The 22,714-nt window shown below is 60.3% G+C and carries 17 protein-coding genes; 5 read left to right on the top strand and 12 right to left on the bottom strand.

What is annotated here, in order from left to right:
- The first annotated feature begins 1 nt into the window (after window position 1).
- The 3 genes from RXV86_RS01650 (at window position 2) to pdeM (ending at window position 5,153) form a co-directional block, all read left to right on the top strand.
- Window positions 2-1,309 (top strand): ATPase, encoded by a 1,308-nt coding sequence (locus tag RXV86_RS01650; RefSeq protein WP_316297058.1) that lies wholly within the window; start codon window positions 2-4, stop codon window positions 1,307-1,309.
- Window positions 1,310-2,037: 728 nt separating this feature from the next.
- The gene (locus RXV86_RS01645) at window positions 2,038-4,449 is read left to right on the top strand and encodes a ligase-associated DNA damage response DEXH box helicase (protein ID WP_316297057.1); all 2,412 of its coding nucleotides are present in this window, start codon (window positions 2,038-2,040) and stop codon (window positions 4,447-4,449) included.
- Window positions 4,450-4,490: 41 nt separating this feature from the next.
- Window positions 4,491-5,153, top strand: coding sequence for a ligase-associated DNA damage response endonuclease PdeM (pdeM, locus tag RXV86_RS01640; RefSeq protein WP_316297056.1), 663 nt, complete (start codon window positions 4,491-4,493; stop codon window positions 5,151-5,153).
- A gap of 7 nt (window positions 5,154-5,160) precedes the next feature.
- Here pdeM and RXV86_RS01635 read toward each other — a convergent pair whose 3' ends face one another.
- The 7 genes from RXV86_RS01635 to RXV86_RS01605 form a co-directional block, all read right to left on the bottom strand.
- A complete protein-coding gene (locus tag RXV86_RS01635) occupies window positions 5,161-5,937 on the bottom strand; it encodes a LytTR family DNA-binding domain-containing protein (protein ID WP_316297055.1) in 777 nt (258 codons plus the stop codon).
- A gap of 125 nt (window positions 5,938-6,062) precedes the next feature.
- Entirely contained in the window at window positions 6,063-6,965 is a 903-nt protein-coding gene (gene folD, locus RXV86_RS01630) for a bifunctional methylenetetrahydrofolate dehydrogenase/methenyltetrahydrofolate cyclohydrolase FolD (protein WP_316297054.1), read from the bottom strand.
- A gap of 87 nt (window positions 6,966-7,052) precedes the next feature.
- Complete coding sequence (locus RXV86_RS01625) at window positions 7,053-8,729, bottom strand: formate--tetrahydrofolate ligase (RefSeq protein ID WP_316297053.1); 1,677 nt, start codon at window positions 8,727-8,729, stop codon at window positions 7,053-7,055.
- A 161-nt stretch (window positions 8,730-8,890) separates the two neighbouring features.
- On the bottom strand, window positions 8,891-9,490 hold the full coding sequence (locus RXV86_RS01620; protein ID WP_316297052.1) for a sulfurase: 600 nt from the start codon (window positions 9,488-9,490) through the stop codon (window positions 8,891-8,893).
- A gap of 276 nt (window positions 9,491-9,766) precedes the next feature.
- Window positions 9,767-12,118: a peptidoglycan -binding protein gene (locus RXV86_RS01615; RefSeq protein ID WP_316297051.1), complete on the bottom strand. Its 2,352-nt coding sequence runs from the start codon at window positions 12,116-12,118 to the stop codon at window positions 9,767-9,769.
- Between the two features lie 3 nt (window positions 12,119-12,121).
- The gene (locus RXV86_RS01610) at window positions 12,122-13,336 is read right to left on the bottom strand and encodes a biopolymer transporter ExbB (RefSeq protein ID WP_316297050.1); all 1,215 of its coding nucleotides are present in this window, start codon (window positions 13,334-13,336) and stop codon (window positions 12,122-12,124) included.
- A gap of 115 nt (window positions 13,337-13,451) precedes the next feature.
- Entirely contained in the window at window positions 13,452-13,982 is a 531-nt protein-coding gene (locus RXV86_RS01605; protein WP_316297049.1) for a gamma-glutamylcyclotransferase, read from the bottom strand.
- Window positions 13,983-14,049: 67 nt separating this feature from the next.
- On the opposite strand from RXV86_RS01605, the gene RXV86_RS01600 reads away from it, so the two are divergent.
- Window positions 14,050-15,048, top strand: coding sequence for a DUF2125 domain-containing protein (locus RXV86_RS01600; RefSeq protein WP_316297048.1), 999 nt, complete (start codon window positions 14,050-14,052; stop codon window positions 15,046-15,048).
- 31 nt (window positions 15,049-15,079) lie between these two features.
- Here the strand turns inward: RXV86_RS01600 and RXV86_RS01595 are convergent, their stop codons facing one another.
- A complete protein-coding gene (locus tag RXV86_RS01595) occupies window positions 15,080-15,712 on the bottom strand; it encodes a cell wall hydrolase (RefSeq protein ID WP_316297047.1) in 633 nt (210 codons plus the stop codon).
- A gap of 166 nt (window positions 15,713-15,878) precedes the next feature.
- A complete protein-coding gene (gene ppdK / locus RXV86_RS01590; protein ID WP_316297046.1) occupies window positions 15,879-18,416 on the bottom strand; it encodes a pyruvate, phosphate dikinase in 2,538 nt (845 codons plus the stop codon).
- Window positions 18,417-18,535: 119 nt separating this feature from the next.
- Here ppdK and RXV86_RS01585 point away from each other — a divergent pair, with 119 nt between their 5' ends.
- Window positions 18,536-18,850 carry a putative quinol monooxygenase gene (locus tag RXV86_RS01585; protein WP_316297045.1) on the top strand — a complete coding sequence of 105 codons (315 nt, stop codon included), beginning with the start codon at window positions 18,536-18,538 and terminating at the stop codon, window positions 18,848-18,850.
- Between the two features lie 52 nt (window positions 18,851-18,902).
- Here the strand turns inward: RXV86_RS01585 and glyS are convergent, their stop codons facing one another.
- Genes glyS through RXV86_RS01570 form a run of 3 tightly spaced genes read right to left on the bottom strand, consistent with a single transcriptional unit; the run spans window position 18,903 to window position 22,649 of the window.
- Window positions 18,903-21,149: a glycine--tRNA ligase subunit beta gene (gene glyS, locus RXV86_RS01580; RefSeq protein WP_316297044.1), complete on the bottom strand. Its 2,247-nt coding sequence runs from the start codon at window positions 21,147-21,149 to the stop codon at window positions 18,903-18,905.
- A 1-nt stretch (window position 21,150) separates the two neighbouring features.
- Complete coding sequence (locus RXV86_RS01575; RefSeq protein ID WP_316297043.1) at window positions 21,151-21,708, bottom strand: DUF6446 family protein; 558 nt, start codon at window positions 21,706-21,708, stop codon at window positions 21,151-21,153.
- A complete protein-coding gene (locus RXV86_RS01570) occupies window positions 21,705-22,649 on the bottom strand; it encodes a glycine--tRNA ligase subunit alpha (RefSeq protein ID WP_316297042.1) in 945 nt (314 codons plus the stop codon). Before RXV86_RS01570 ends, RXV86_RS01575 begins: the two co-directional genes overlap by 4 nt.
- Window positions 22,650-22,714: the final 65 nt, after the last annotated feature.

Raw genomic sequence — 22,714 nt, 5'->3', positions numbered from 1 at the left:
CATGAACATGCAACCCACCACCGTCATGGCCCCGCCCCCACCGCGCACCATTGCCGAGATGCAGTTGCAGCCGGTGATGATGCGGGACATCCTGCTCAAGACAATCTTCCGCAAGAACGTGAGCGAAGTTACCGAGCTGGCCAAGGCCGTCTGCCTGCCGCGCCAGGTCACGCAAGAGCTTGTCGACATGGCCCGCGAACAGCGCCTCTTGGAGGCGACCGGCACGCTCAATGCCAACTCGGGCGGCGAAATGGGCTATCAGCTCACCGACGCTGGCAAGGCCCGCGCGCTCGACGCGCTTGCCCAGTCGGAATATTTCGGTGCCATGCCGGTTCCGCTCGAAGTTTACCGCGAACAGATCAAGCGCCAGTCGATCCGCAACGTTCAGATCACCCGCGAACAACTTGTCTCGGCCATGGGTCACCTTGTGCTGCCCGACGACCTTCTCGATCAACTTGGACCGGCGGTCAGCGCTGGCCGTTCTTGTTTGATGTACGGCCCGCCCGGCAACGGCAAGAGCTCGATCTCGAACGGTATCCGCGACGCGATGGGTGACAAGATCTATGTCCCCCGCGCCATCGAATATTCCGGCCAGGTCATCACCGTTTATGACCCAATCGTGCACTCGGCCGCGGAATCTGAAGAGGATGATCCCAATTCGCTGCGTCGCCGCACCACCTTCGACACTCGGTACGTCAAATGCGATCGCCCCACCGTGATCACCGGGGGCGAGTTGACCCTCGACATGCTCGACCTGGTCTACAACCCCACCGCCCGGACTTACCAGGCGCCGCTTCAGCTCAAATCCACCGGCGGCATCTTCATCGTCGACGACCTTGGCCGCCAGTCCGAGCCGCCGCAAAGCCTCGTCAACCGCTGGATCGTTCCGCTCGAGGAAAACAAGGACATTCTCGCGCTGCAATCGGGCGAGAAATTTGAAGTCCCGTTCGACACGCTGGTGATCTTCTCGACCAACTTCCACCCCAACGAGATCTTCGACCAGGCCGCCCTGCGCCGGATCTTCTTCAAGATCAAGATCGACGGACCCAACCAGGCCAACTTCCTCAAGATCTTCTCGCTGGTGGCACGAGCCAAGAAGCTTGAACTGGATGAAGAAGCGCTAATCTATCTGCTGAAAGTTAAGTACCCCACGATCGACAACATCTACGCCAACTACCAACCGGTCTTTCTGATCGACCAGATGCGCTCGATCTGCGATTTCGAGGGCATCCCGTACAAGATGAGCAAGAGCCTCGTCGACCGCGCCTGGGCCAACATGTTCGTCAAGGAAGAACATATCGTGAAGTGACCGCCCGAAATCTGCGCAAGCTGCGCACTTCCGGGCCCATAGGGCGCGGAAGTGCGCCTTATGATTTTGTTTATTTATAAGTTATCTGGCGGGCTCAACCAGCAAAACCCACTCAGTCAGGCCGCCCGCGACGGAACAAATCGTACCCGTACTCCGATGCTCCGCGCACTGGCGAGGGTTTCTTCGGTTGTTGGCAGATTTTTCCACTCTGAGTATCAACGCAAAGGTGATTTCCGCGCCAGTAAGGTTTCCCATTCGGGACCGCTTGCGCGGGATTGCTTTTTGGCGTGGCCGTCTCCCCCAGCGCAAGAGGTTGTCGCTTACCGGGAGCCAATCGCAGCTCCTCGGCCCGGACATCGCCGGTTACCAACGCACCACCAAAAACTGCAATCACCAAGAAACGACGAAACGACATGTTTCCCAAGTCCAAAAAAGAGTCTTGCTTAAACAATAATACCGTTTTGCGGGTGTGCAACTGAAATCCGGAGATGCCATAAGGTTCAGTGTTTCGGGAATAGAGCCGCCCCGCCGAGGACATCCTCAACGTGCATTCACGAAAAAGAACGAAACCGAACGCCCGGTTAACCACTTTCCTGACAAATCCCTATGCCACCGAACGCCAGACGGATACCCGACAGATAGCAGACGGATAGCAGCCCCTTAATTTCGGGTTAATCCGTTCCATTAACCCTCTCGCGCGGCGGCCCAAGCTTTCGTAAACTTGCCCCATGCGCGCCCTTCCCGCCCCTATCGAACAGTGGTTTTCCGCCCGCGGCTGGACCATCCACCCGCACCAGCAGGACATGCTCACCCGCGCCGCCGATCGCGCCCTTCTGCTGATTGCGCCTACTGGCGGAGGCAAGACCCTTGCAGGCTTCCTCCCCACCCTCACGGAACTGGCCGATGGCACCCATAAGGGCCTGCATACATTATATATTTCCCCCCTGAAGGCTCTCGCCGCCGACATCCGCCGCAATCTGCAAAACCCGGTGGACGAGATGTCTCTGCCAATCCGGATCGAAGACCGTACCGGCGACACTTCGCAGACCCGCAAGAAGGCCCAGCGCGCCGATCCTCCGCATATCCTTCTGACCACGCCGGAAAGTCTGGCGCTTTTGATCTCCTACCCGGATGCCCCGCACATTTTCAAAGGGTTACAAAGGGTTGTCGTCGATGAGATTCATGCCCTCGCAGACTCCAAACGCGGCGATCAACTCATGCTCGCACTGTCCCGCCTGCAAACTCTGGCCCCCGGCCTCCGCCGTGTCGGACTTTCCGCCACTGTCGACAAACCGCAGGACATCGCGTCCCTTCTTGCCTGTCACCCAGATCCTTGCGAGATCCTCACCGCCGATCCCGGCCCCGACCCCGATATTGCCATGCTCGAAACCGCCGAGGCACCCCCGTGGTCGGGCGGGGGCGCGGCTTACGCCATCCCGGCAGTCCTCGACCAGGTCCGCCAGCACAAGACCACGCTGATCTTTCACAACACCCGTGCTCAGGCGGAAATTTTCTTTCATAATCTGTGGCTTGCCAATGACGAAGGTCTACCCATCGGCATCCATCACGGCTCGCTTGATCGCGCCCAAAGGGAAAAGGTCGAGGCCGCCATGGTCGCAGGCCACCTCCGCGCCATCGTCTGCACCGGCAGCCTTGATCTGGGCCTCGACTGGGGCGATGTCGACCTTGTGATCCAGGTCGGTGCACCCAAGAACGTCAAACGCCTGATCCAGCGCATCGGGCGGGCCAATCACCGCTATAACGCTCCGTCCAAGGCCCGGCTTGTCCCGGCGAACCGGTTTGAGGTGATCGAATGCGGTGCCGCCCTCGAGGCCGCCCGCGATCACGACCTCGACGGCGAACCGCGCGGCCCCGGCCCCCGTGACGTGCTGTGCCAGCACATCCTGATTGCCGCCTGTTCCGGTCCGTTTACCGCTGATCAACTTTTTTCCGAGATCATCACCGCAGGCGCCTACAAGGACCTCAGCCGAGACGAATTTGACGCCTGTCTCGATTTTACCGCCACCGGCGGCTATGCCCTGCGCGCCTATGATCGCTGGCAGCGACTGCTGGAACGCGACGGCCAGTGGCATCTTCGCGATCCTCGCGCGGCGGCCCGAATACGGATGAATATCGGCACAATTCAGGACGCCGATCTCATGAAGGTCCGCATGCGCGGACGCGGCCCGGCGTTGGGCGAGGTCGAAGAAAGCTTCGCCGCCTCCCTCTCGCCCGGAGACACCTTCCTGATCGGCGGGAAAATCGTTCGTTACGAGGGCCTGCGCGAAATGACCGTCGAAGTCTCTCGCGACAAGGGCCGCAAACCGCGCCTGGCGGTGTTTTCAGGTACGAAGTTCTCTACTTCGACCCAGCTTTCCCAGCGCATCCTGCGCAATCTCCAGGCCTCAGACTGGCCCGACTTGCCAGCCCACACCCGCGCCTGGCTGCACCTGCAACGGCAGGTCTCTCGACTGCCCGAACCGGGCCGCCTGCTGGCCGAAAGCTTCCCGCACGAAGGCCGCGAACATATCTGCGCCTATGGGTTTGCCGGCAGGAACGCCCAGCAGACCCTCGGTCTCTTGTTGACCAAGCGGATGGAGGAAAGGGGGCTCGCCCCCATGGGCTTTGTCGCCACCGATTATGCCACATTGATCTGGGGGTTGGATCCGGTCACGGACGCCACACCTTTCTTTGATCTCAATGCTTTACGCGATGGCCTTGACGGCTGGCTTGCCGGGAACGCGGTAATGAAACGCACCTTCCGCAGCGTCGCCACCATCGCCGGTCTGATCGAACGCAACATCGCCGGACAGCGTAAATCCGGGCGGCAGGCGACGTTTTCGTCGGATATCCTCTACGACACCCTGCTGAAGTACGACCCTGATCACCTGCTTCTGACCATCACCCGTGACGAGGCTATGCGCGGCCTTGTCGATTTCGCCCGGATCGAGGACATGGCCGCCCGGGTCCAAGGCCGGATCGACACCCTGCGGCTGACCGGTGTCACGCCTTTTGCCGCGCCGTTGTTCCTCGAAGTCGGCAAGGTTCCGGTCAAAGGCGACGCTGAGGAACGCATCCTGCGTCAGGAAACCCAACGCCTGATGCAGGACGCCGGGTTGCACAATCTGAATGGCACCTGAAAAAGCTTGCAAAACCAGAGTGTTCACCGCAAGAACAAGGCATGAACGGGTATTCCTTCTCTCTGTCCGGTGCCGCGCTTGAAGCCCGCGCTTCGGGTGCGCTTTTTTGGCCCGAACGCAGGCTCTTGTGCGTCTCGGACCTGCACCTTGGAAAATCCGAGCGTATTGCGCGGCATGGTGGCGCCTCGCTGCCGCCCTATGAGACCCAGGACACCCTCTCGCGGCTTGATGCGGAACTGGCTGCGACCGAAGCCGAAACCGTGGTCTGCCTGGGCGACAGCTTTGACGACAACGCCGCAGCCGAGGCCCTCCCCGACCAGGCAAAACTGTGGATATCAAGGCTTCAGGCCGGTCGACGCTGGGTCTGGATCGAAGGTAATCATGATCCGGGCCCGGTTGACCTTGGTGGCGCTCATTTGGCCGAACTACCGATGCAATCGCTGGTTTTTCGCCACATCGCCCAACCGGCACAATCGGGCGAAATATCAGGGCACTATCACCCCAAGGCCACGCTGTCAGCCAAGGGAAAATCAATCACCCGCCCCTGTTTCCTGGTCGATGATGAGCGGGTGATTCTGCCAGCCTTCGGCACCTACACCGGTGGGCTGCACGCCCATGACACGGTCCTTAGCGCCTTGATGCGGGACGAGGCCTTGGCGGTGCTGACCGGCCCCTTTGCGGCCCCGATCCCCATGCCACGATAGATGCGTTTCAGACGATCCCGGCCTCTTCCAGTCCGGGACGATATTTGCGACTGACCGGCACGCGATCGCCATTGGCAAGTCGCAGGAAAACCTTGCCGGGCTCTCTCTCAACCTCATGGATCGCTGATCGCGTCACCCAATGTGACCTGTGCGCGCAATAGCCCTCGATCGGATCCATCTCGGCAATTGCGTCGGAAAAGCGCATGCGTACTGTGGCGCTGCCATGCACAGTGACAACTTCGACCATGTGGTCGCGCCCTGTCAGACGTAGAATGTCGCCTTGCATCTCATCGGGCAACCGCTCCATCAAGCGTGGCGTCTCCGCGACCGCCTGCGAGACCACGCGAGCCATGCCAAGCCCCGCATCTGACAGGAGGACCCGTAGAACGGCGATGATCACTGCAATAACAAAGACATAGAAAGTCAGGGACAGAGGCTGGATATCCGGTTGATACGCAGAGCCCAACAAAAGTGGCGCCAGCAGCCAGATGGCAGCGGCCAGAACCGGGGCCATGATCATGCAGGCACAGGCCTCGCGCAGCCAAAGAGCCCAGCCCGCAAAGGTTCGAAACACGATTGCCCGCAGGCTTCCTGCCAGCACAAAAGTCACGGCGATTAGGATTGCCCAGAACTCCAGCCGCGTGTGAAAGTCCAGCGCGCCATAGGTGCCAAAAGGTCCTGACACTGCAGCGCTGAGCGTCGCAACAATCCAGACCAGCACGGCCTGTGGCAGGTTGATCTCTTCGGAGATCTCCAGATCCTTGGCTATCGTTCTGTTTTCCAATGCGATTCCGGATGCTCCTCCAGCACAGTCCGAAACATTTCTAACGCAATCGGATGGTCCGGCGCAAGAAACCCGGCGCAAGGCACCGGGTCACCTGTCATCATCACCGTTTTTTTGCGGATGGATCAGGCAGTCAGTCCTTCGGGTTCGTCCAGCCCGTTGGCCCGGCTGCATGCGGTCACGGTGTTTGCCAGAAGACAAGCAATGGTCATCGGACCAACTCCGCCGGGCACCGGGGTAATGGCCCCTGCCACCTCGGCGCAGCTGTCAAAGTGGCAATCGCCCACCAGCCGGGTCTTGCCCTCACCCTTCTCGGGCGCGTCTATGCGATTGATGCCCACGTCGATCACGGTCGCACCGGGGCGGATCCAGTCGCCAGGCACCATTTCCGGCCGACCCACGGCCGCCACTACGATATCTGCGCCGCGCACCACGTCCGGCAGGTCTTTGGTACGTGAATGCGCGATAGTCACGGTGCAGCTATCGCCCAGCAAAAGCTGCGCCATCGGCTTGCCCACGATATTGCTGCGCCCGATCACCACTGCATTCATGCCCGAAAGCGAACCGTGATGGTCACGCAGCATCATCAGGCAGCCCAACGGTGTGCAGGGCACCATGCTCTTTTGACCGGTCCCCAGAAGACCAACATTAGAGATGTGGAACCCGTCCACATCCTTGGCCGGGTCGATCGAATTGATCACCAGATCTTCGTCCAAATGATTAGGCAGCGGCAATTGCACCAGAATGCCATGCACCGCTGGATCGTTGTTGAGGTTACGGATCAGCTCCAACAGCTCGTTTTCCGATGTCTCAGCGTCCATCTTGTGCTCGAACGAGCTCATCCCGACCTCGACGGTCATCTTGCCTTTTGAGCGCACGTAAACCTGGCTGGCAGGGTCTTCGCCCACCAGCACAACCGCCAGCCCGGGCGTAATGCCATGCTCGGACTTCAGCCGCGCCACATGGCCCGCCACCTTATCGCGCACCGAAGCTGCGAATGCCTTGCCATCAATGATCTGCGCCGTCATGGCCCGCCCTTTCATCTTTCCAAAAATACTCTCACCAAAGGCCACGGTCCGGCCCGGCTCGATGCCGGGTCTGACCGTTTTTCGACCTTAGAACAAGCCCTCAACCTCACCGGTTTCATTCAGCCCGATTTCCAGAGCCGCCGGTTTGCGCGGCAGGCCCGGCATGGTCATGATCTCACCGCAGATCACTACGATGAAACCGGCCCCGGCCGCGAGACGCACTTCGCGGATCGGAACGCTGTGCCCGGTGGGAGCGCCACGCAGGGTCGGATCAGTCGAGAACGAGTATTGCGTCTTGGCCATGCAGACCGGCAGGTGGCCATATCCTGCGTCTTCCCAAAGACGCAGTTGATCACGGATCTTCTGATCCGCCAGCACCTCGTCGGCGCGATAGATACGCTTGGCAATGATGTCGATCTTCTCAAACAGGCTCTTGTCATCGCGATAAAGCGGCGCGAATTGGCTGACACCGGCATCGGCGATCTCGGCCACGCGGGTGGCAAGCTCGACCGTGCCTTCGCTTCCCAGCTCCCAGTGACGGCACAGGATCGCCTCGGCGCCCTCGGCAGCGGCTGCATCGCGGATCGCCGTGACTTCAGCATCAGTGTCGGTCACGAAATGGTTGATTGCCACGACAACCGGAACTCCGAAGGCTTTGAGGTTGCCGATATGGCGTGCCAGATTGGGGCAGCCATCGGCGACCGCAGCGACGTTTTCTTCGTCCAGGTCCTTCTTGGCGACACCGCCGTTCATCTTCATCGCCCGCACCGTGGCCACCAGAACCACCACGTCGGGCGACAGACCGGCCTTGCGGCACTTGATGTTCATGAACTTCTCGGCGCCCAGATCGGCACCAAAGCCGGCCTCGGTCACCACATAGTCAGAGATTTTCAATGCGGTAGTGGTGGCGATGACGCTGTTGCAACCATGGGCGATGTTGGCAAACGGACCGCCGTGCACGAAGGCCGGGTTGTTTTCCAACGTCTGCACAATGTTGGGCTGCATTGCATCCTTCAGCAGAACGGTCATCGCCCCATCAGCTCCGATGTCACGGGCATAGATGGCTTTTCGGTCGCGTGTATAGGCGACGATGATATCGCCCAGCCTCTTCTGCAGATCTTCCAGGTCGCGTGCCAGGCAGAGGATCGCCATGACTTCGGACGCGACGGTAATGTCGAACCCGGTCTGGCGGGCAAAGCCGTTTGCCACGCCGCCAAGCGAAATCACGGTGTCACGCAGGGCGCGGTCGTTCATGTCCATCACCCGGCGCCAGGTGATCCGGCGCTCGTCGATCTCCAGCTCGTTGCCCCAGTAAATGTGGTTGTCGATCATCGCGGTCAGCAGGTTGTGCGCCGACGTAATCGCATGGAAATCGCCAGTGAAGTGCAGGTTCATCTCTTCCATCGGCACAACCTGGGCGTAACCACCTCCGGCGGCCCCCCCCTTCATGCCAAAGCACGGCCCAAGCGAGGCCTCGCGAATACAGATCGTCGCCTTCTTGCCGATCTTGTTCAGGCCATCTCCCAGACCCACGGTGGTGGTGGTCTTGCCCTCGCCCGCGGGGGTCGGGTTGATCGCGGTGACAAGGATCAGCTTGCCATTGTCATTGCCCTGCACCGACTGGATGAATTCCTGGCTCACCTTGGCTTTGTCGTGGCCATAAGGCAGCAGGTGATCGCTATCGATCCCAAGCTTGGCGCCGATCTCCTGAATTGGGCGTTTCTTGGCTTCGCGGGCGATCTCGATATCGGACTTGTAGCTCATGGGGCAAACCTTCTCTCAAAGCCGTACATGACGTTTGTCCCGCTCATACGCCCTGACCGTGTGATTCAGCGTCGCGAATCCGACATTTTCGATGTCGCTTGCGGCGGGATGCCGCAGCGTTGTTTCTGATCGGAAATCATTTGAACCCAACGGAAGCGTATTCAGCCCGCCCGCGCCGCCTCCAGATGCGGCCAGGCCGGCTGATCCGGCACATGCAAACGCAACATCTCACCGAGGGCAATCATCCCGGGCCGCTCGACCCAGGCGGCTACGCCACGGCGATGAACCGCTGCCGGTTTGAACAGCTTGCCCTTACCCGGATGAAGCGCCTCGATCCCCGGTGCAGGCAACACACAAGGCCGGTTTTCCATATCCACCACCAGCACCGCTCCACTTTCCGCCTGCAACCGCGACGATGGCGGCAGATGAGTAAAATCCGCCAGCCCGCGCACAGCTAGTGAAGCACCAACCAGCGCCGGTGACAAGCTGTCCACCCCCATCTCCGCCGCGATCAACGCCAACTCTTCCTCCGAAACAATCGACATCTGCCGCGCATTGCGGATCTCGATTCCGCGCGGATGCTGGTCCAACACACGAGAGCAGGAGGCCCGTGTCATCCCACCGTGACTCTCGCCGACGATTCCACCCCATCCCAGTTCGGCTCGCTCAAGTCGCTCCGAGGCCAGCGCCGCTTCACGGTCGGCGACCCAACCGATCCAAGTGATCTCGCAATGCAAATCAGTGGCTTTCAACGCGGGCATTCCAGAAACTCCTCAACAGCTTTCTGGCACCCTCGTCACGAGCGCAGCAAAACGCCAATCAATTCTCGTGACCACCCCGTAACAGACCTCGATCCCAGTTGCCCTTTCTTGGCCCTAATACTCATAACGCTACCCCGCCCACACGGACCGGCGCAATCGACGCACCTCGACCCGACGCCAGCCCCCTGGGCAAAGCGAGGCTGTGCCCAAAATCGACAAGAGCCCGCATAGCGGGTACGCGGCGATGCGGGGCCCCGCCCTCCAATCAACTAGAAATTATCTCTCGGTCAGCTTCAGCTCGATCCGCCGGTTCTGCGTCCGAGCCTCTTCGCTGTTGCCTTGGGCAACGGGTTGAAACTCGCCAAATCCGTTGGCCGACAACCTTTCGGGCGCTATGTCCAATTCCTCGGACATGTAGCGGACCACTGATAGAGCCCGGGCCTGGCTCAGCTCCCAATTGTCTGCAAACTCACCAAAGCCTGACAGGGGAACATTGTCTGTATGCCCATCCACCTGAATGACCCAGTCTATCTCCTCGGGGATCTCTGCCGCCACGTCCGTAAGCAGCGCTGCCACCCGGGCAATCTGCGCTGCACCTTCTGCCGACATCTCCGCGCCGCCCGGCGGGAACAGCACCTCGGACGAGAACACGAACCGGTCGCCCACAACCCGCACCCCCTCGCGGTTACCCAGCACATCACGCAACCGGCCAAAGAACTCGGACTTGTATTTCTCCAGATCCTGTTTCTCCGCCTCAAGCCGCGCCTTTTCCTCGGCTAGCCGGACCGCCTCGGCCTCTTCCAGCAGACGCCGCTTTCGTTCTTCCGCTGCCGCACGCGCAAGCGCGGTGTTCAGGTCCGAGCCCAGTGACTGCAGCTGCACCTGCGCCGCCGCATCACGATCCTTGTAGTCGTCCAGAAGTGCCTGTAGCGATCCAAGCTGCGAGCGCAACGCCGCAACCTGCTGGTTCAGCAATTCCTGCTGTCGCTGTGCTTCAGTCGAAATCTCGGCCTCTTTGGCCAGTTCGTCGCGCGCGGTCGACAACAACGCCTCACGTGCCTGCGCCTCGGTCATGGCCGTCTCGGCTTGTTGCTCTGCCGCCAGTTTTGCCGCCAGTGCCGCGCGTAATTGCTCGCGCAGCGCGTCACGGTCGATACCCGCTGTCTTCCCGGCCTCCGCATCCGCCAGCGCCTGCGCCAGTCGCGCTTCAAGCGCCGATTTCTCGCTGGCGGCCGCATTGGTGGCGCTTTCCGTCTGACGCCGCATCTCAGCCAGCGCCGCTTCCGCAGCCGCCAGCCGGTCTTTCAGGTCATCCCTGACAGTGGCCAGGTTCTGCCCCTCGTCCTTTGCTGCCGCCAGCGCCGCCTGCGCCGCGGCCAAACGTTCCTCAAACGACTTGCGCTCGCTTGCGGCCTCATCATGCGCCGCGCTTAACGCCGCCTCGGCGACCGCCAAACGCGCCTCCAGCCCTGCGCGTTCCGCCTCCAGCTGCGCCGCCAAACCTTCGGCATGGGACCGGTTTTCTGCCAATGCTGCTTCAAGCGTCGCCAACTGCGCGCTCAATGACGCAACCTCTCCCGATTTGTCATCGGCATCCGCCAAGGCCTTGGCCAGCGCCGCCTCGGACGCCGCAAGTCGCTCCTCCCACGACCGGGTCTGAGCCGCTAGTTGAGTTTCCAACCCAGCCGCCTGCGCCTTGGTGTCCTCGAGCGCGGATTCCAGAGTGGCAATCCGCGCCTCCAACGTCTGACTGGCGGTGTTGGCTGTCGCCAATGCCGTTCGGGTCTCCTGATCCGCCAACAACGCCGCCGCAAGTCGCAACTCCAGATCCTCTCCCGCTGCCTGAGCGGCGGCCAGTAAGGTCAGAGTTTCCTCGGCCTCGCGCCGCTGCTGTTCCAGCGCCAAGGTCATTGCCGTCAGTTCAGCATCAGCATTCTTCAACTTTTCGCGCAGAGCTTCCGCCGCTGCCGCTTCGGCCAGACGCCCGGCTTCTTCGTCACTCAGCCGACTCTCCAGACCGGTCTTCTCGGCCTCCAGCCCCGCCACCAGCGCCTCGAGCGCCTCACGCTTGGCGGCCGCCAATCGCGCGGCTTCGGTCCCGGCATCGATTTCGTCGCGGGCTTGAGCCAAGGCAAGATTCAGCGCCTCCTGCTCACTCATAAGCTCGGATTGGCGGGTTTCCAGATCGGCAATGGTGCCGCGATCCGCCCGCTGCGCTGCCAAAAGCCCCGCCACCTTTTCCTCGAAGCTGGCTATCCGGGTTTGCGCCTGAGCCAGGGCAGCATCCTGTGCCGAACGTTCGGCCGACAGTGAGGCAATCAAGGCCGCCTGGCGTGTGGCCTCGTCCTGAGCGGTTTCTATGGTCGCGTTCAACTCGCCGACACGGGTTTGCAGGTCGCTCGACCGGCGTTGCTCCAACCCCAAGGCCTGGGCCAGTGCAGCCACCTCTGCCGACAACGCGTCAAGTTCGCTTTCCTGACCGCTAATGGTTTCCCGCAGCACGAATTGCACCACCATGAAAATGGTCAGCACGAACATCAGAACCAGAAGAAGCCCGGTCATCGCATCTACAAACCCGGGCCAGATCGAGGCCTGGAAACGTTGACCGGTACGCCGTGACAGGGCCATATATCAGCCCTCCTTGCCGACGGGCTTGGTCTTGGGCTGCAATTTCAACGTGCGTGGTTTGCCCTGATCGCTCAAAACCTTGACCAGCGCGTTGATGTCGGTGCGCAGTTCGGCCATGGTTTCCTGTCGACCGGCACTGATTTCTTCCAAGATACGCAACATCTGAACATCGATCGAGCGTAGCCGCATGCGGCTTTCCGCGTCGATGCCACCACCCTCAGGGTTGCTTGCCCCCCGCTGTCGCAATTCCTCGATTAGCACGGATTGCCCCTCGGCCACCTGCATCAGCGCCGTATTGACCGGGTTCTGATCACTCATCCGATAGGTCATGCGCTCAATCGCATCGGTCAGATGGCCCAATTTTTCATCCACCATTGCGCGGCTGACGTCGGATTGGGTAAAGAGCTGATGCAGATCTTCCATCTGCTCAGCCATGCTGTCGACCACGCCAGCAATCATCATTTGTTCGGTTCCGACCTCACCTTCGCCGCTGGTAAAGCCCAGCCGGGTGATCGAACTTAGCCATTCCTCGAGCTCACGGTAGAATCGGTTCTGGCCGTGCCCTGCCAAGAGTTCCAGCAAGCCGATAATCAGCGACCCGGCAAGCCCCAGAAGCGAGCTGGCAAAAGCCACGCCCATACCGCCCAACTGCGCCTCAAGCCCGGTCATCAACCGATTGAACACCTCAACGCCACCTTCACCCTCTTGCGGGGCAAGACTGCGAATAGTGTCGACCACGGCCGGTACGGTGGTCGCAAGACCATAAAATGTTCCCAGCAGCCCAAGGAAAATCAGCATATTGACGATATAGCGCGTGATCTCTCGCTCTTCGTCGATGCGGGTGGCCACAGAATCGAGGATCGACCGTGCTGACCCCGATGAAATCTGCATCCGCTTACCGCGCGACGCCAGCAGCGTTGCCAAAGGCGCAAGGATTTGCGGCGCGCGGGCGTCATGATCCCCTTCTCCGACGAAAGCTGCGATCCAGCCGACCGAGCGGATGATCTGATAAACCTGATAGAAACAGGCCATCAGGCCGATAACAAAAACAAACCCGATGAACCCGTTGAGATACGGGTTGGCCAGAAACACCGGCAGCACCCTCGGCAAGGCAAAGAAGATGCCGACCGCTGAAAGCGCCATCACGACAAGCATCATCACAATCTGCCGGATGGGATGGGAAAAATGTGGCTCGGCCTCGCGGTCCGGCTGGTCCATCTTGGCACAGCTCCTGACACGTTGTTTCTTTCCGCGTGATGATAAGGCGAAGTTAAAACCAAGCCAAGGAATTAACGCCGCAGCCAGGTGCGTCACTTCCGGATCGTTTTCCGCCTCAGCTGCAAAGTATCCGCACGCGCGTTGACAGCCAACTCAATTCGGGGTCACGAATGCCTAGTTCCGCCAAATGGCTGGCGGTATTGAACAGGTATTCGTGGTTTGGCCCCATGCCACCCTTTGCCCCGGCAATGATCCGCGCTTGTTCTTCCAAATCTAGCCCGCCGCAATACTGCACATGATCGGTGTCGACCACGTATGTTACCGCATCTACCAGCCGACCGTCCTTGAGCATGATCACATGAGTTTCCTCGAGATAGGCCGAGGACACTAGCTCGCGTTCCCGCAGGTAAGCCAACACCTTTTCTTCCTGCCCTTCCTGCACGCGGAAACCGACCCCATGACAGACGTGATCGGCCATCTTGTCCAACGCCAAAACAAGACCGGGATGCTCTTCGGTGCCGCGATGATGGATCGAGCGCATACAGAACGAGCGAACATAGCCAGGCAGCCGCGCGAGCATCTTCTCGGCTACCTCGAAACCGGGGTTCCATATCAGAGAACCGTAACCGAAAACCCACATTGTCATAACGCTGGCCCTTCCTTGCTTCGGCCTGTAAACACCAAGCCGCGCATCGAGGGAAGGGGAAGAAATCTTGAAACGACTGCTAGTGGTAATCTTGGTGCTTGCGGCCGGGTGGTCGGGCTATTGGTTTATGGCAAAGACCGGCGCACAATCCGATTACGAAAGCTGGTTTACAGCGCGACGCGCCGAGGGCTGGCAAGCAGAATACGCGGCACTGACGGTCAATGGGTTTCCCAACCGCGTTGACACAACTTTTGATAAGCCTGTTCTGGCAGACCCTGGCACCGGTTGGGCCTGGGAAGCGCCTTGGTTTCAGATCTTGGCACTGAGCTACAGGCCCAATCACATCATTACGATTTGGCCGGAAACGCAGAAAATCACGATCCCCGGCACCAGCTATCAGGTGGACAGCGCCGAGATGCAGGCCAGCATTGTCATGGGTACAGGCAAAAAACATCCGTTGGAACGCAGCAATCTCGTGGCCAGCGCCATGGCCGTCGAGGGCCCGCTGGGCACCACCACGCTTCAAGCGGTGCAGTTGGGCGCCCACCGCCTTGAAGGTGCGTTGCAAGACTATCGGATCGCGATCAATGCTGATGGTTTGACCCCACCCTTGCCTGGTGGCGTGGTTTTGCGCACCGGTGGGCAGTTGCCCCGCCACCTTGACGCTCTGCGCGCCGATGTCCGCGTCAAGTTCGACCGGCCCTGGGACCTGAGTGCTCTGGAAAACAGCCGCCCGCAACCACGCGAGATCCGGCTGAAACTGGCCGAAGCGAAATGGGGCGAGCTGGAACTGGCGCTGGCTGGCAAGCTGAGCGTTGATGAACGCGGTCGCCCCACAGGGAACCTGACCCTCAAGGCGCGCAACTGGCGCGACATCCTGGAAATTCTACGACAGCTCGGGTGGCTGCCGGAGAATTGGATCGGCACGCTGGAAAGTGGACTCGGCATTGCCGCCCAACTTTCGGGCAACAGCCAGACGCTCGACCTGCCTCTTGATTTCAGGGACGGACAGATGTCGCTCGGCCCGATCCCTCTTGGATCGGCACCTATCATCAAGCTACGGTAAAAGTCAGGTGGGGTTCGACCCACCACCCGCGTCAGTTCTTCGACAGGCGCACGTTGCGGCGGTAGAAGTGGTGTACGCCGATAGTTGCTGTACGATGGAATTTGCGCGACCAGCTGGGACGTACCGCCTTAGTATGATAGTATGTCGCGCCCCTGGTCAGCGCCCGTGCGCCGCCATCCAGCATCACCTTGGCCACCTTGCCCACACGGGTATAGGCCGCGGGCTCATGGATCACTTCCTTGTGGCCATCACAGGTGTAGGTGAATTGGCAGGCGTACTTCTTACCCGTGCCCTGTTTGATCACTCCACAAACGGAATTGGGAAAATGGCGGCTGTCCACTCGGTTAAGGATCACCTCAGCCACGGCGAACTGCCCTTTGATGCTCTCACCGCGCGCCTCGAAATACAACGCCTCGGCCAGACAAGCCCATTGTGCGCCACCGCTTGCCTTTGGCTGCGAGGCCAGCCAGCTTTTCGTATAGTTCACAGGTTTGCCACCCGACGCCATATGCGGCTCCGGATGCTGTAGCAGATTGTCCAGCCGAACCGCCGAGATGCCACTCAGCGCTCGCTTCTCCTTGGAGACTAGCTGCTTCACCGTTGTGTCGGCCAATGCAGGCAAACCAAGGCCCAGAGTCAGAAAAATCGCAATGAAACGTCGCATGTCACGCCCCCCAAAACTTCACGCAAAAAATGAACGATACCGGTTAACCCGCCGGTTTTTATTCAATTTTTTCGAGTCCGTCTAGTCAGGATAAATCGAAGCTAGCGGCAGAGCGGATTCGAATCCATGGGAAACCACAGGATTTAGGCGCAGCTACAGCACGGACCTACCCGATCTTGTCACTTACGGCGAGCTGCGCTGCGGCCAAACGCGCCACTGGAACCCGGAAGGGCGAGCAAGAAACATAGTCGAATCCGGCGTTTCGACAGAAATCTATTGATTCGGGGCTGCCGCCATGTTCGCCACAGATTGACAAAACCAGGTCGGGTTGCGCGTCGCGCCCCCGTTGTGCCCCGATTTCCAAAAGTTCACCGACCCCGTCACTGTCCAGTGTATGGAAAGGGTCCTCAGCGTAGACGCCCTGCTGCACGTAGTCCGACATGAAACGGCCCGCGTCATCGCGTGATAGCCCATAGGTCATTTGGGTCAGGTCGTTGGTGCCGAAACTGAGGAAAGAGCAATGCGGCGCGATCTCGCCCGCCCGCAGCGCCGCGCGCGGAGTTTCAACCATCACGCCCAGGCGGTAGTCAATCTCCTGCCCGGTCTCGGTGTGCACAGCTGCGGCCACCGCGTCGATGCGGGTCTTGACGATCTCGACCTCACGTTTGGCACTGACCAGCGGGATCATGATCTCGGGCACCACCGGCGCACCGTCTTTGCTGGCCTCAATCGTGGCCTCGAAAATCGCGCGCGCCTGCATATCGTAAATCTCGGGCACAGTCACGCCAAGACGCACTCCGCGCATACCCAGCATCGGGTTGTATTCGCCCAAGGCCTCGACCCGGCGGGTCACGTCGCTGAGCGGCAGGTCCAGCGCTTCGGCCAGTTCGCGGTGTCCGGCCCGGTCGTGCGGCAGGAATTCGTGCAAGGGTGGGTCAAGCAGGCGGATACAGACCGGTTTGCCCTGCATGATTCTAAACAGCCGGGTAAAGTCGGTCCGCTGCATCGGCAGCAGCCGCTCCAGGGCCGCGCGGCGATCTTCCGACGCATCGGCAAAGATCATCTCGCGCATCACCACCAGGCGGTCGGCTTCAAAGAACATATGCTCCGTCCGGCACAGCCCGATCCCATCAACGTTGAAATTTCGCGCAGTCTTGGCGTCATCCGGCGTGTCAGCATTGGCACGCACCTTGATATCGCGCACATCGTCGGCCCAGCCCATCAAGGTCTGGAACGCATCATCCGTCGCCGCTTCGAGCATCGCCGGCGTTCCCGCCAGGACCTCTCCGTCGGTGCCGTCGATAGTGATCATGTCTCCCTTGTGAAACACCCGGCCGTCCGGCGCGCTCAGTACCTTCTTGTGAATTTGGAACCGCATGTCAGAGGCCCCGACCACACATGGCAAGCCAAGTCCGCGCCCGATCACCGCCGCGTGGCTGGTCATTCCGCCACGTTCAGTCAGCACGGCAGCAGCCGCATGCATGCCGCGAATATCCTCGGGGCTGGTTTCCCGGCGGACCAGCACGCAAGGCTCACCCCGGGCAGCGCTGGCTTGCGCCTCGGCGGCAGAAAAGACGATGGCGCCAAAAGCCGCGCCGGGGCTGGCTGCGATCCCCCTTGCCAGCACTTCACGCTCGGCTTCGGGATCAACCTGCCGGTGCAACAGTTCGTTCAAAGCACGCGGCTCAACCCGCATCAGAGCCTCTTCACGCGGGATGATGCCATCCTCGGCCAGTCTCACGGCAATCCGCACAGCGGCTCTAGCAGTCCGCGGCACCCGCACCCCGTCCAAAAGCCAAATCTTGCCGTTTTCCAGGGTGAACTCGGCCTGCATTTCCTCACGCAGCTTCTCACGCATCAGCCGTGTATGTGCGATCAGGTCGGCAAAGGCCTGCGGCACAGTATTTTCCAACGATGGCCCCCGCGGGTCACTTTCAAGGTAAAGCGAGGCCTCGCCCTCCAGCGCGTCACGCCCCTGGCTCTGGCTCAAGTAACGCCCGGTGATCTGTTCAAGCCCGGTATGCACATCGACAAGTTGGATCACGCCCGAGCCGCATTCCCCCTGCCCCAGACCCAGCGCCATTCTCTGCACCACAAGGCCAAGCCCTGCATCGGCGGGCGCCCCTTTGGCCTGGCGCAACAAGCGCGCCGTTGTCCCCTCCCAAGCCCGCGCCATAGATCGCAGCACGGCAGTCAATTGCACTGCGGGTTCCTGAGGGAAGGCCTCTTCGGCCTCTTCCTCGTAAAGACGCAGCGCCTCCGAGAGGCCCTCCTGCCCAGTCAAGGTTATTTCGTCGAACGCATCCGGATCAAGCCGTGCAACGTGCACAGCATACGATTGCACAAAGCGCAGATAAAGCGTTGCTGCGGCTTCCTGCCCCAGCCGATCGGCGAGGTCGACGTAGGATGCATCGTTCATCCCGATATTAAGCACGGCACCCGGACCACCCCAATCGGGATCCTCGGACGAGGGGCGCACACACAAAAGTGGCGTTTCTCCGAAAGGCACCAGCAGTTTCTCCATATCGGGCATGTTACCCGCTGCGATGCGATGAACTGCATCGAAACTTAGAGCGACGGTCTCTGGCACTGGCAAATCAAGCCGCACCAGCCGCTGCAGACACTTGGCCCGGCCTCCATGGCGGGCGGTTTCTACCGGGGCGGTTGGCGTGATCAAGGTGATATTTGGGTCTTCTTGCTGCACTGCGGCACCTTTCGTTAGCGCGCAGCATACGCCCCCGTTTCACAGGGGCAAGAAAAAGCTTGCCCTAACGGGGCAACTGCGGCGACGCTACACAGGTTTTGAAACAAAGGGGAAATCACATGGGCATCGTTCACGTTCTGGCCGTTCTAACCACGAAACCAGGGATGCGGGAGCGGGCGCTCGAGGCGTTTCAGGCCAATGTGCCCAACGTGTTAGTTGAAGATGGCTGTATCGAATACCAGGCAGTGGTCGATTTGGATGGGGCCGGGCCGATGCAAACACCGATGGGGTCCGACAGTTTTGTTGTAATCGAGAAATGGGAGAGCATGGAGGCACTGGCCGCCCATGCCGCTGCGCCCCACATGAAAGCTTATGGCAAAGCGACAGCCGATATGATGGCCGATCGAAAGATCCACATCCTGACTGAAGCCTAATAGTCGGTGAACGCGGGTGCGCGCCCGTGTTGTACGCGGTCGCGCGGCCCACTTACCCTTCCAGTTTGCTGAGGTCCGCCACCCGAAGGCAAATCCTACGAATGCGCGACAGCAGGTTCAGACGGTTGCGACGTAGCACCTCGTTCTCGGCGTTGACCTGCACAGCCTCAAAAAACGCATCAATCGGGGCGCGCAACCGAGCCATTCCTCCCATCGCGGCGGCATAGTTCTCGGCCTGCATGGCGGCCTCGATTTCCGTATCGCCAGTATCCAGCGCGGAAAACAGCGCTTTTTCCTCGTCGGTTTCGGCAAATTTCACATCAGCGCCAAAGGAATACTCGACTCCGTCCTTTTCCTCGGCTTGGGCCAGGATGTTGGCAGCGCGCTTGTAGCCCTGAAGCAGGTTGTCACCATCCTCGGTCTTGAGGAAGGCGCCAAGCGCCTCGGCCCTTTTGACCAGCATGTTAAGATCATCCCCGCCATCCAGTTCGAGGCAGGCGTCGATCACGTCGTGGCGCAGACCCTGGTCGCGCAGATGCACCTTGAGGCGGTCATGGAAGAAACCCAAAAGGTCGGCGGAAATGTCTGGCACGGCGCTGCCGACCGCCCCCAGAAGTGAGCCATCACTGGTGTCGGGTGCATCGCTGGTCAGCCGCTCCAGCACTGCCTGGAAGGCCGCGCCGAACACACCATGATCCGAGATTTCCTCGATCACTTCTTCAAGCGTGTCGATCTCGCCCGTGGTGGCCTTGACCTGGTTGAGGCCGATCTTGTGCAGGACCAGATGCGCGTCGATGAAACTGTCGAGTTTCAGGCGCAGATCACCGGTCAGGATGATGCGGATTACGCCCAAGGCGGCACGGCGCAGGGCAAACGGATCTTTCGAACCGGTGGGTTTTTCGTCGATGGCCCAGAAGCCGGTCAGCAGGTCCAGCTTGTCCGCCAGCGCCACGGCGCGGCTGACGGCCCCTTCGGGCACATCATCCGACGGGCCCAGCGGAGAGTAGTGCTCTTCGCAGGCTTTAGCGACCGCTGTTGGAAGCCCAGCCTCTTCAGCATAGTAACGGCCCATGAGACCTTGCAGTTCAGGGAACTCATAGACCATTTCCGAACTGAGATCGGCCTTGGCGACGCGGGCTGCCTGTTCAGCCATCTCCGGGTCGGCGCCGGTGATTGGCGCCAATGAACGCGCCAACCGGGCGATACGTTCAATGCGGGCTGCCTGGGTTCCCAGCTGCCTCTCGAAGGTGACGTTGTCGAGTTTTTCCAACCATTCACCCATGCCTGCTTTGGCAACACGCAGGTCGTTTTCCCAGAAGAACTTGGCATCCGCCAGACGTGCCGACAGAACCTTCCGGTTGCCCGCCAGGATGGTCGCACCATTGTCGGCAGTCTCAATATTGGAAACCGTGATGAATCGCTCGATCCGCCCCGTATTGGGATTTTTCACGGAAAAGAATTTCTGGTGCTCCTTCATCGAGGTTTGCAGCACTTCGGGCGGCAGGCCAAGGAACTCCTCGCCAATCTCGCCCATCAGCACCACGGGCCATTCCACCAGACCGGAGACCTCGGCCAGAAGGCCTTTGTCCTCGACTACTTCGAGCCCGGCCGCAAAGGCCATATTGGTGGCGTCCTGCCAGATGTGATCGGCCCGTTCGGCTGCATCCAGAATCACCTTGTCGCGCTTTAGCTTGGCCTCGTAGTCGTCAAATCCAGCCACGGCAAAGGATGCGCCGCCCATGAAGCGGTGGCCCTGGGTGGTGTTGCTAGTGGTAACTCCGTCAATGTCCAGCGGCACAGTCTCGGTGCCCTCTTCGCTGGTGAGAACACACAGAACTGAATGCAGCGGGCGTACCCAACGCAAGCTACCTGCCCCCCAACGCATGGATTTCGGCCACGGGAAGTTGCGGATGGTATGATCCAGCACCTCCGCTACAATGTCGGCCGCTGGGCGGCCCGGTTTTTCGATCGTGGCAAAGAAGACCTTGCCCTTGGGAGTATCGCGCTCCTCCAGGTCTTCCCGCGCGACACCGGCACCGCGGAGGAAGCCTTCGATCGCCTTTTCCGGTGCCCCTACTTTGGGCCCTTTCCGTTCTTCGCGCACCATAGGGCTGGCCGCCAAAAGCCCCTCAACCGCCAGAACCAAACGGCGCGGCGTCGAGAACGCCTGCGCCCCGCCATAGGTCAGGCCGGCCTCGACCATGCCGTCGGTCATGCGCTTTTTCAGGTCCTCGGCCGCACGCACCTGCATGCGGGCGGGGATTTCCTCGGAGAAGAGTTCGATCAGCAAATCGGGCATATCAGTCGCTTTCCGGTCCGGGGTTTTCGGACAAAGTGAGGTCAGGTCGGGGCGGGCAGTCTTCGGGCACGGGTTCGCCATCGAACACGACTTCGCCACAATGGTTGATCTGGTGCCAGGCAAAACCGCGGCCATCGGGCATTACAGCCACGACCCGGTCGATCCCATACTCGATATTGGAGGTGCCAAGAAAGGCCAGCGCGTCGCCGCGTTCCAGCGCAGCTCCGATCTCACGCGCGTCGAAACAGTCAAACCAGCCTGGCGCGACCAGGGGTTCGGCGCCTTCATAGGGTTGATACGTTTCTGTCAACATCGGGATCGAGTTTTCGATGATGAAACAGGCACGGTAGCGGATCGGCGACGAAGTGGCGTCAATGGCTTTGAAATCCTTATAGAGGATTGGCTCAGGCATGCCACTGGCATAGGAGGTCAGTGCAACGTCTTCGCTACCATGCGCCGCGACTTCATCATAAAACCCATAGACCTGATAGTAGTAGACCACCGCGCCAAAGATCAGTGCTACTGCCACAACGAAACTCCCGACCAGCTTGCCGCTCATGCCGCGTCATAACCTCCGGCTTCGGTCTGCACGAAGGCATCGGCACATTGCTTTGCCAGCGTACGGACCCGGCCGATATAGGCTTGGCGCTCAGTGACCGAGATCACGCCGCGGGCATCCAATAGGTTAAAAATGTGTGACGCCTTGATACATTGGTCGTAAGCCGGATGCGCCATGACGATACGATTGCCGGTTTTTGGGTCGACATGGTCCTGCTCAAGTATCGCCTGGCATTCGGCTTCGGCCTCTTCAAACTGCTTGAACAGCACATCGGTGTTGGCGACGTCGAAATTCCAGCGCGAGTATTCCTGCTCGGTCTGACGGAAGACATCCCCGTATTTCAACGGGATCGCGGCATCAGGATCGTTGAACGGCATGTCCATCACGTGGTCGATGCCCAGCACATACATTGCCAGACGTTCAAGCCCGTAAGTCAATTCACCCGAGACCGGATGGCAATCATGCCCGCCGACCTGTTGAAAATAGGTAAACTGAGAGACCTCCATGCCATCACACCACACTTCCCAGCCCAGCCCCCAGGCGCCAAGGGTGGGTGATTCCCAGTCATCCTCGACAAAGCGGATGTCGTGCAGCTCCATGTCGATGCCGATGGCTGCAAGGCTACCTAGATAGAGCGCCTGCAGGTCCGGCGGGCTGGGTTTGATTAGCACCTGATACTGGTAATAATGCTGCAACCGATTGGGGTTTTCGCCGTAGCGCCCATCGGTGGGGCGGCGCGAGGGTTGCACATAGGCGGCTGCCCAAGAACGATTGCCCAGAGAGCGTAGCGTGGTGGCCGGGTGAAAAGTGCCCGCACCCACTTCCATGTCGTAAGGTTGCATCACGGCGCACCCTTTCTCAGCCCAGTAATTCTGAAGCCGCAGGATGATCTCCTGGAAACTGCGTGGTTTGGCCAGCCCGGTTGCGCTGTCATTACCCATGAAACAAGCCCTTTTCCCTTGCTGGAAGCGATCCCAGCCCAAAGTCGCGCCCTGCTTACTGGGGG

Origin of the sequence: Aliisedimentitalea sp. MJ-SS2 (assembly GCF_032586155.1) — a bacterium.
GTDB lineage: Bacteria > Pseudomonadota > Alphaproteobacteria > Rhodobacterales > Rhodobacteraceae > JAWHTC01.
This window is presented reverse-complemented; position numbering and strand designations above follow the sequence as displayed.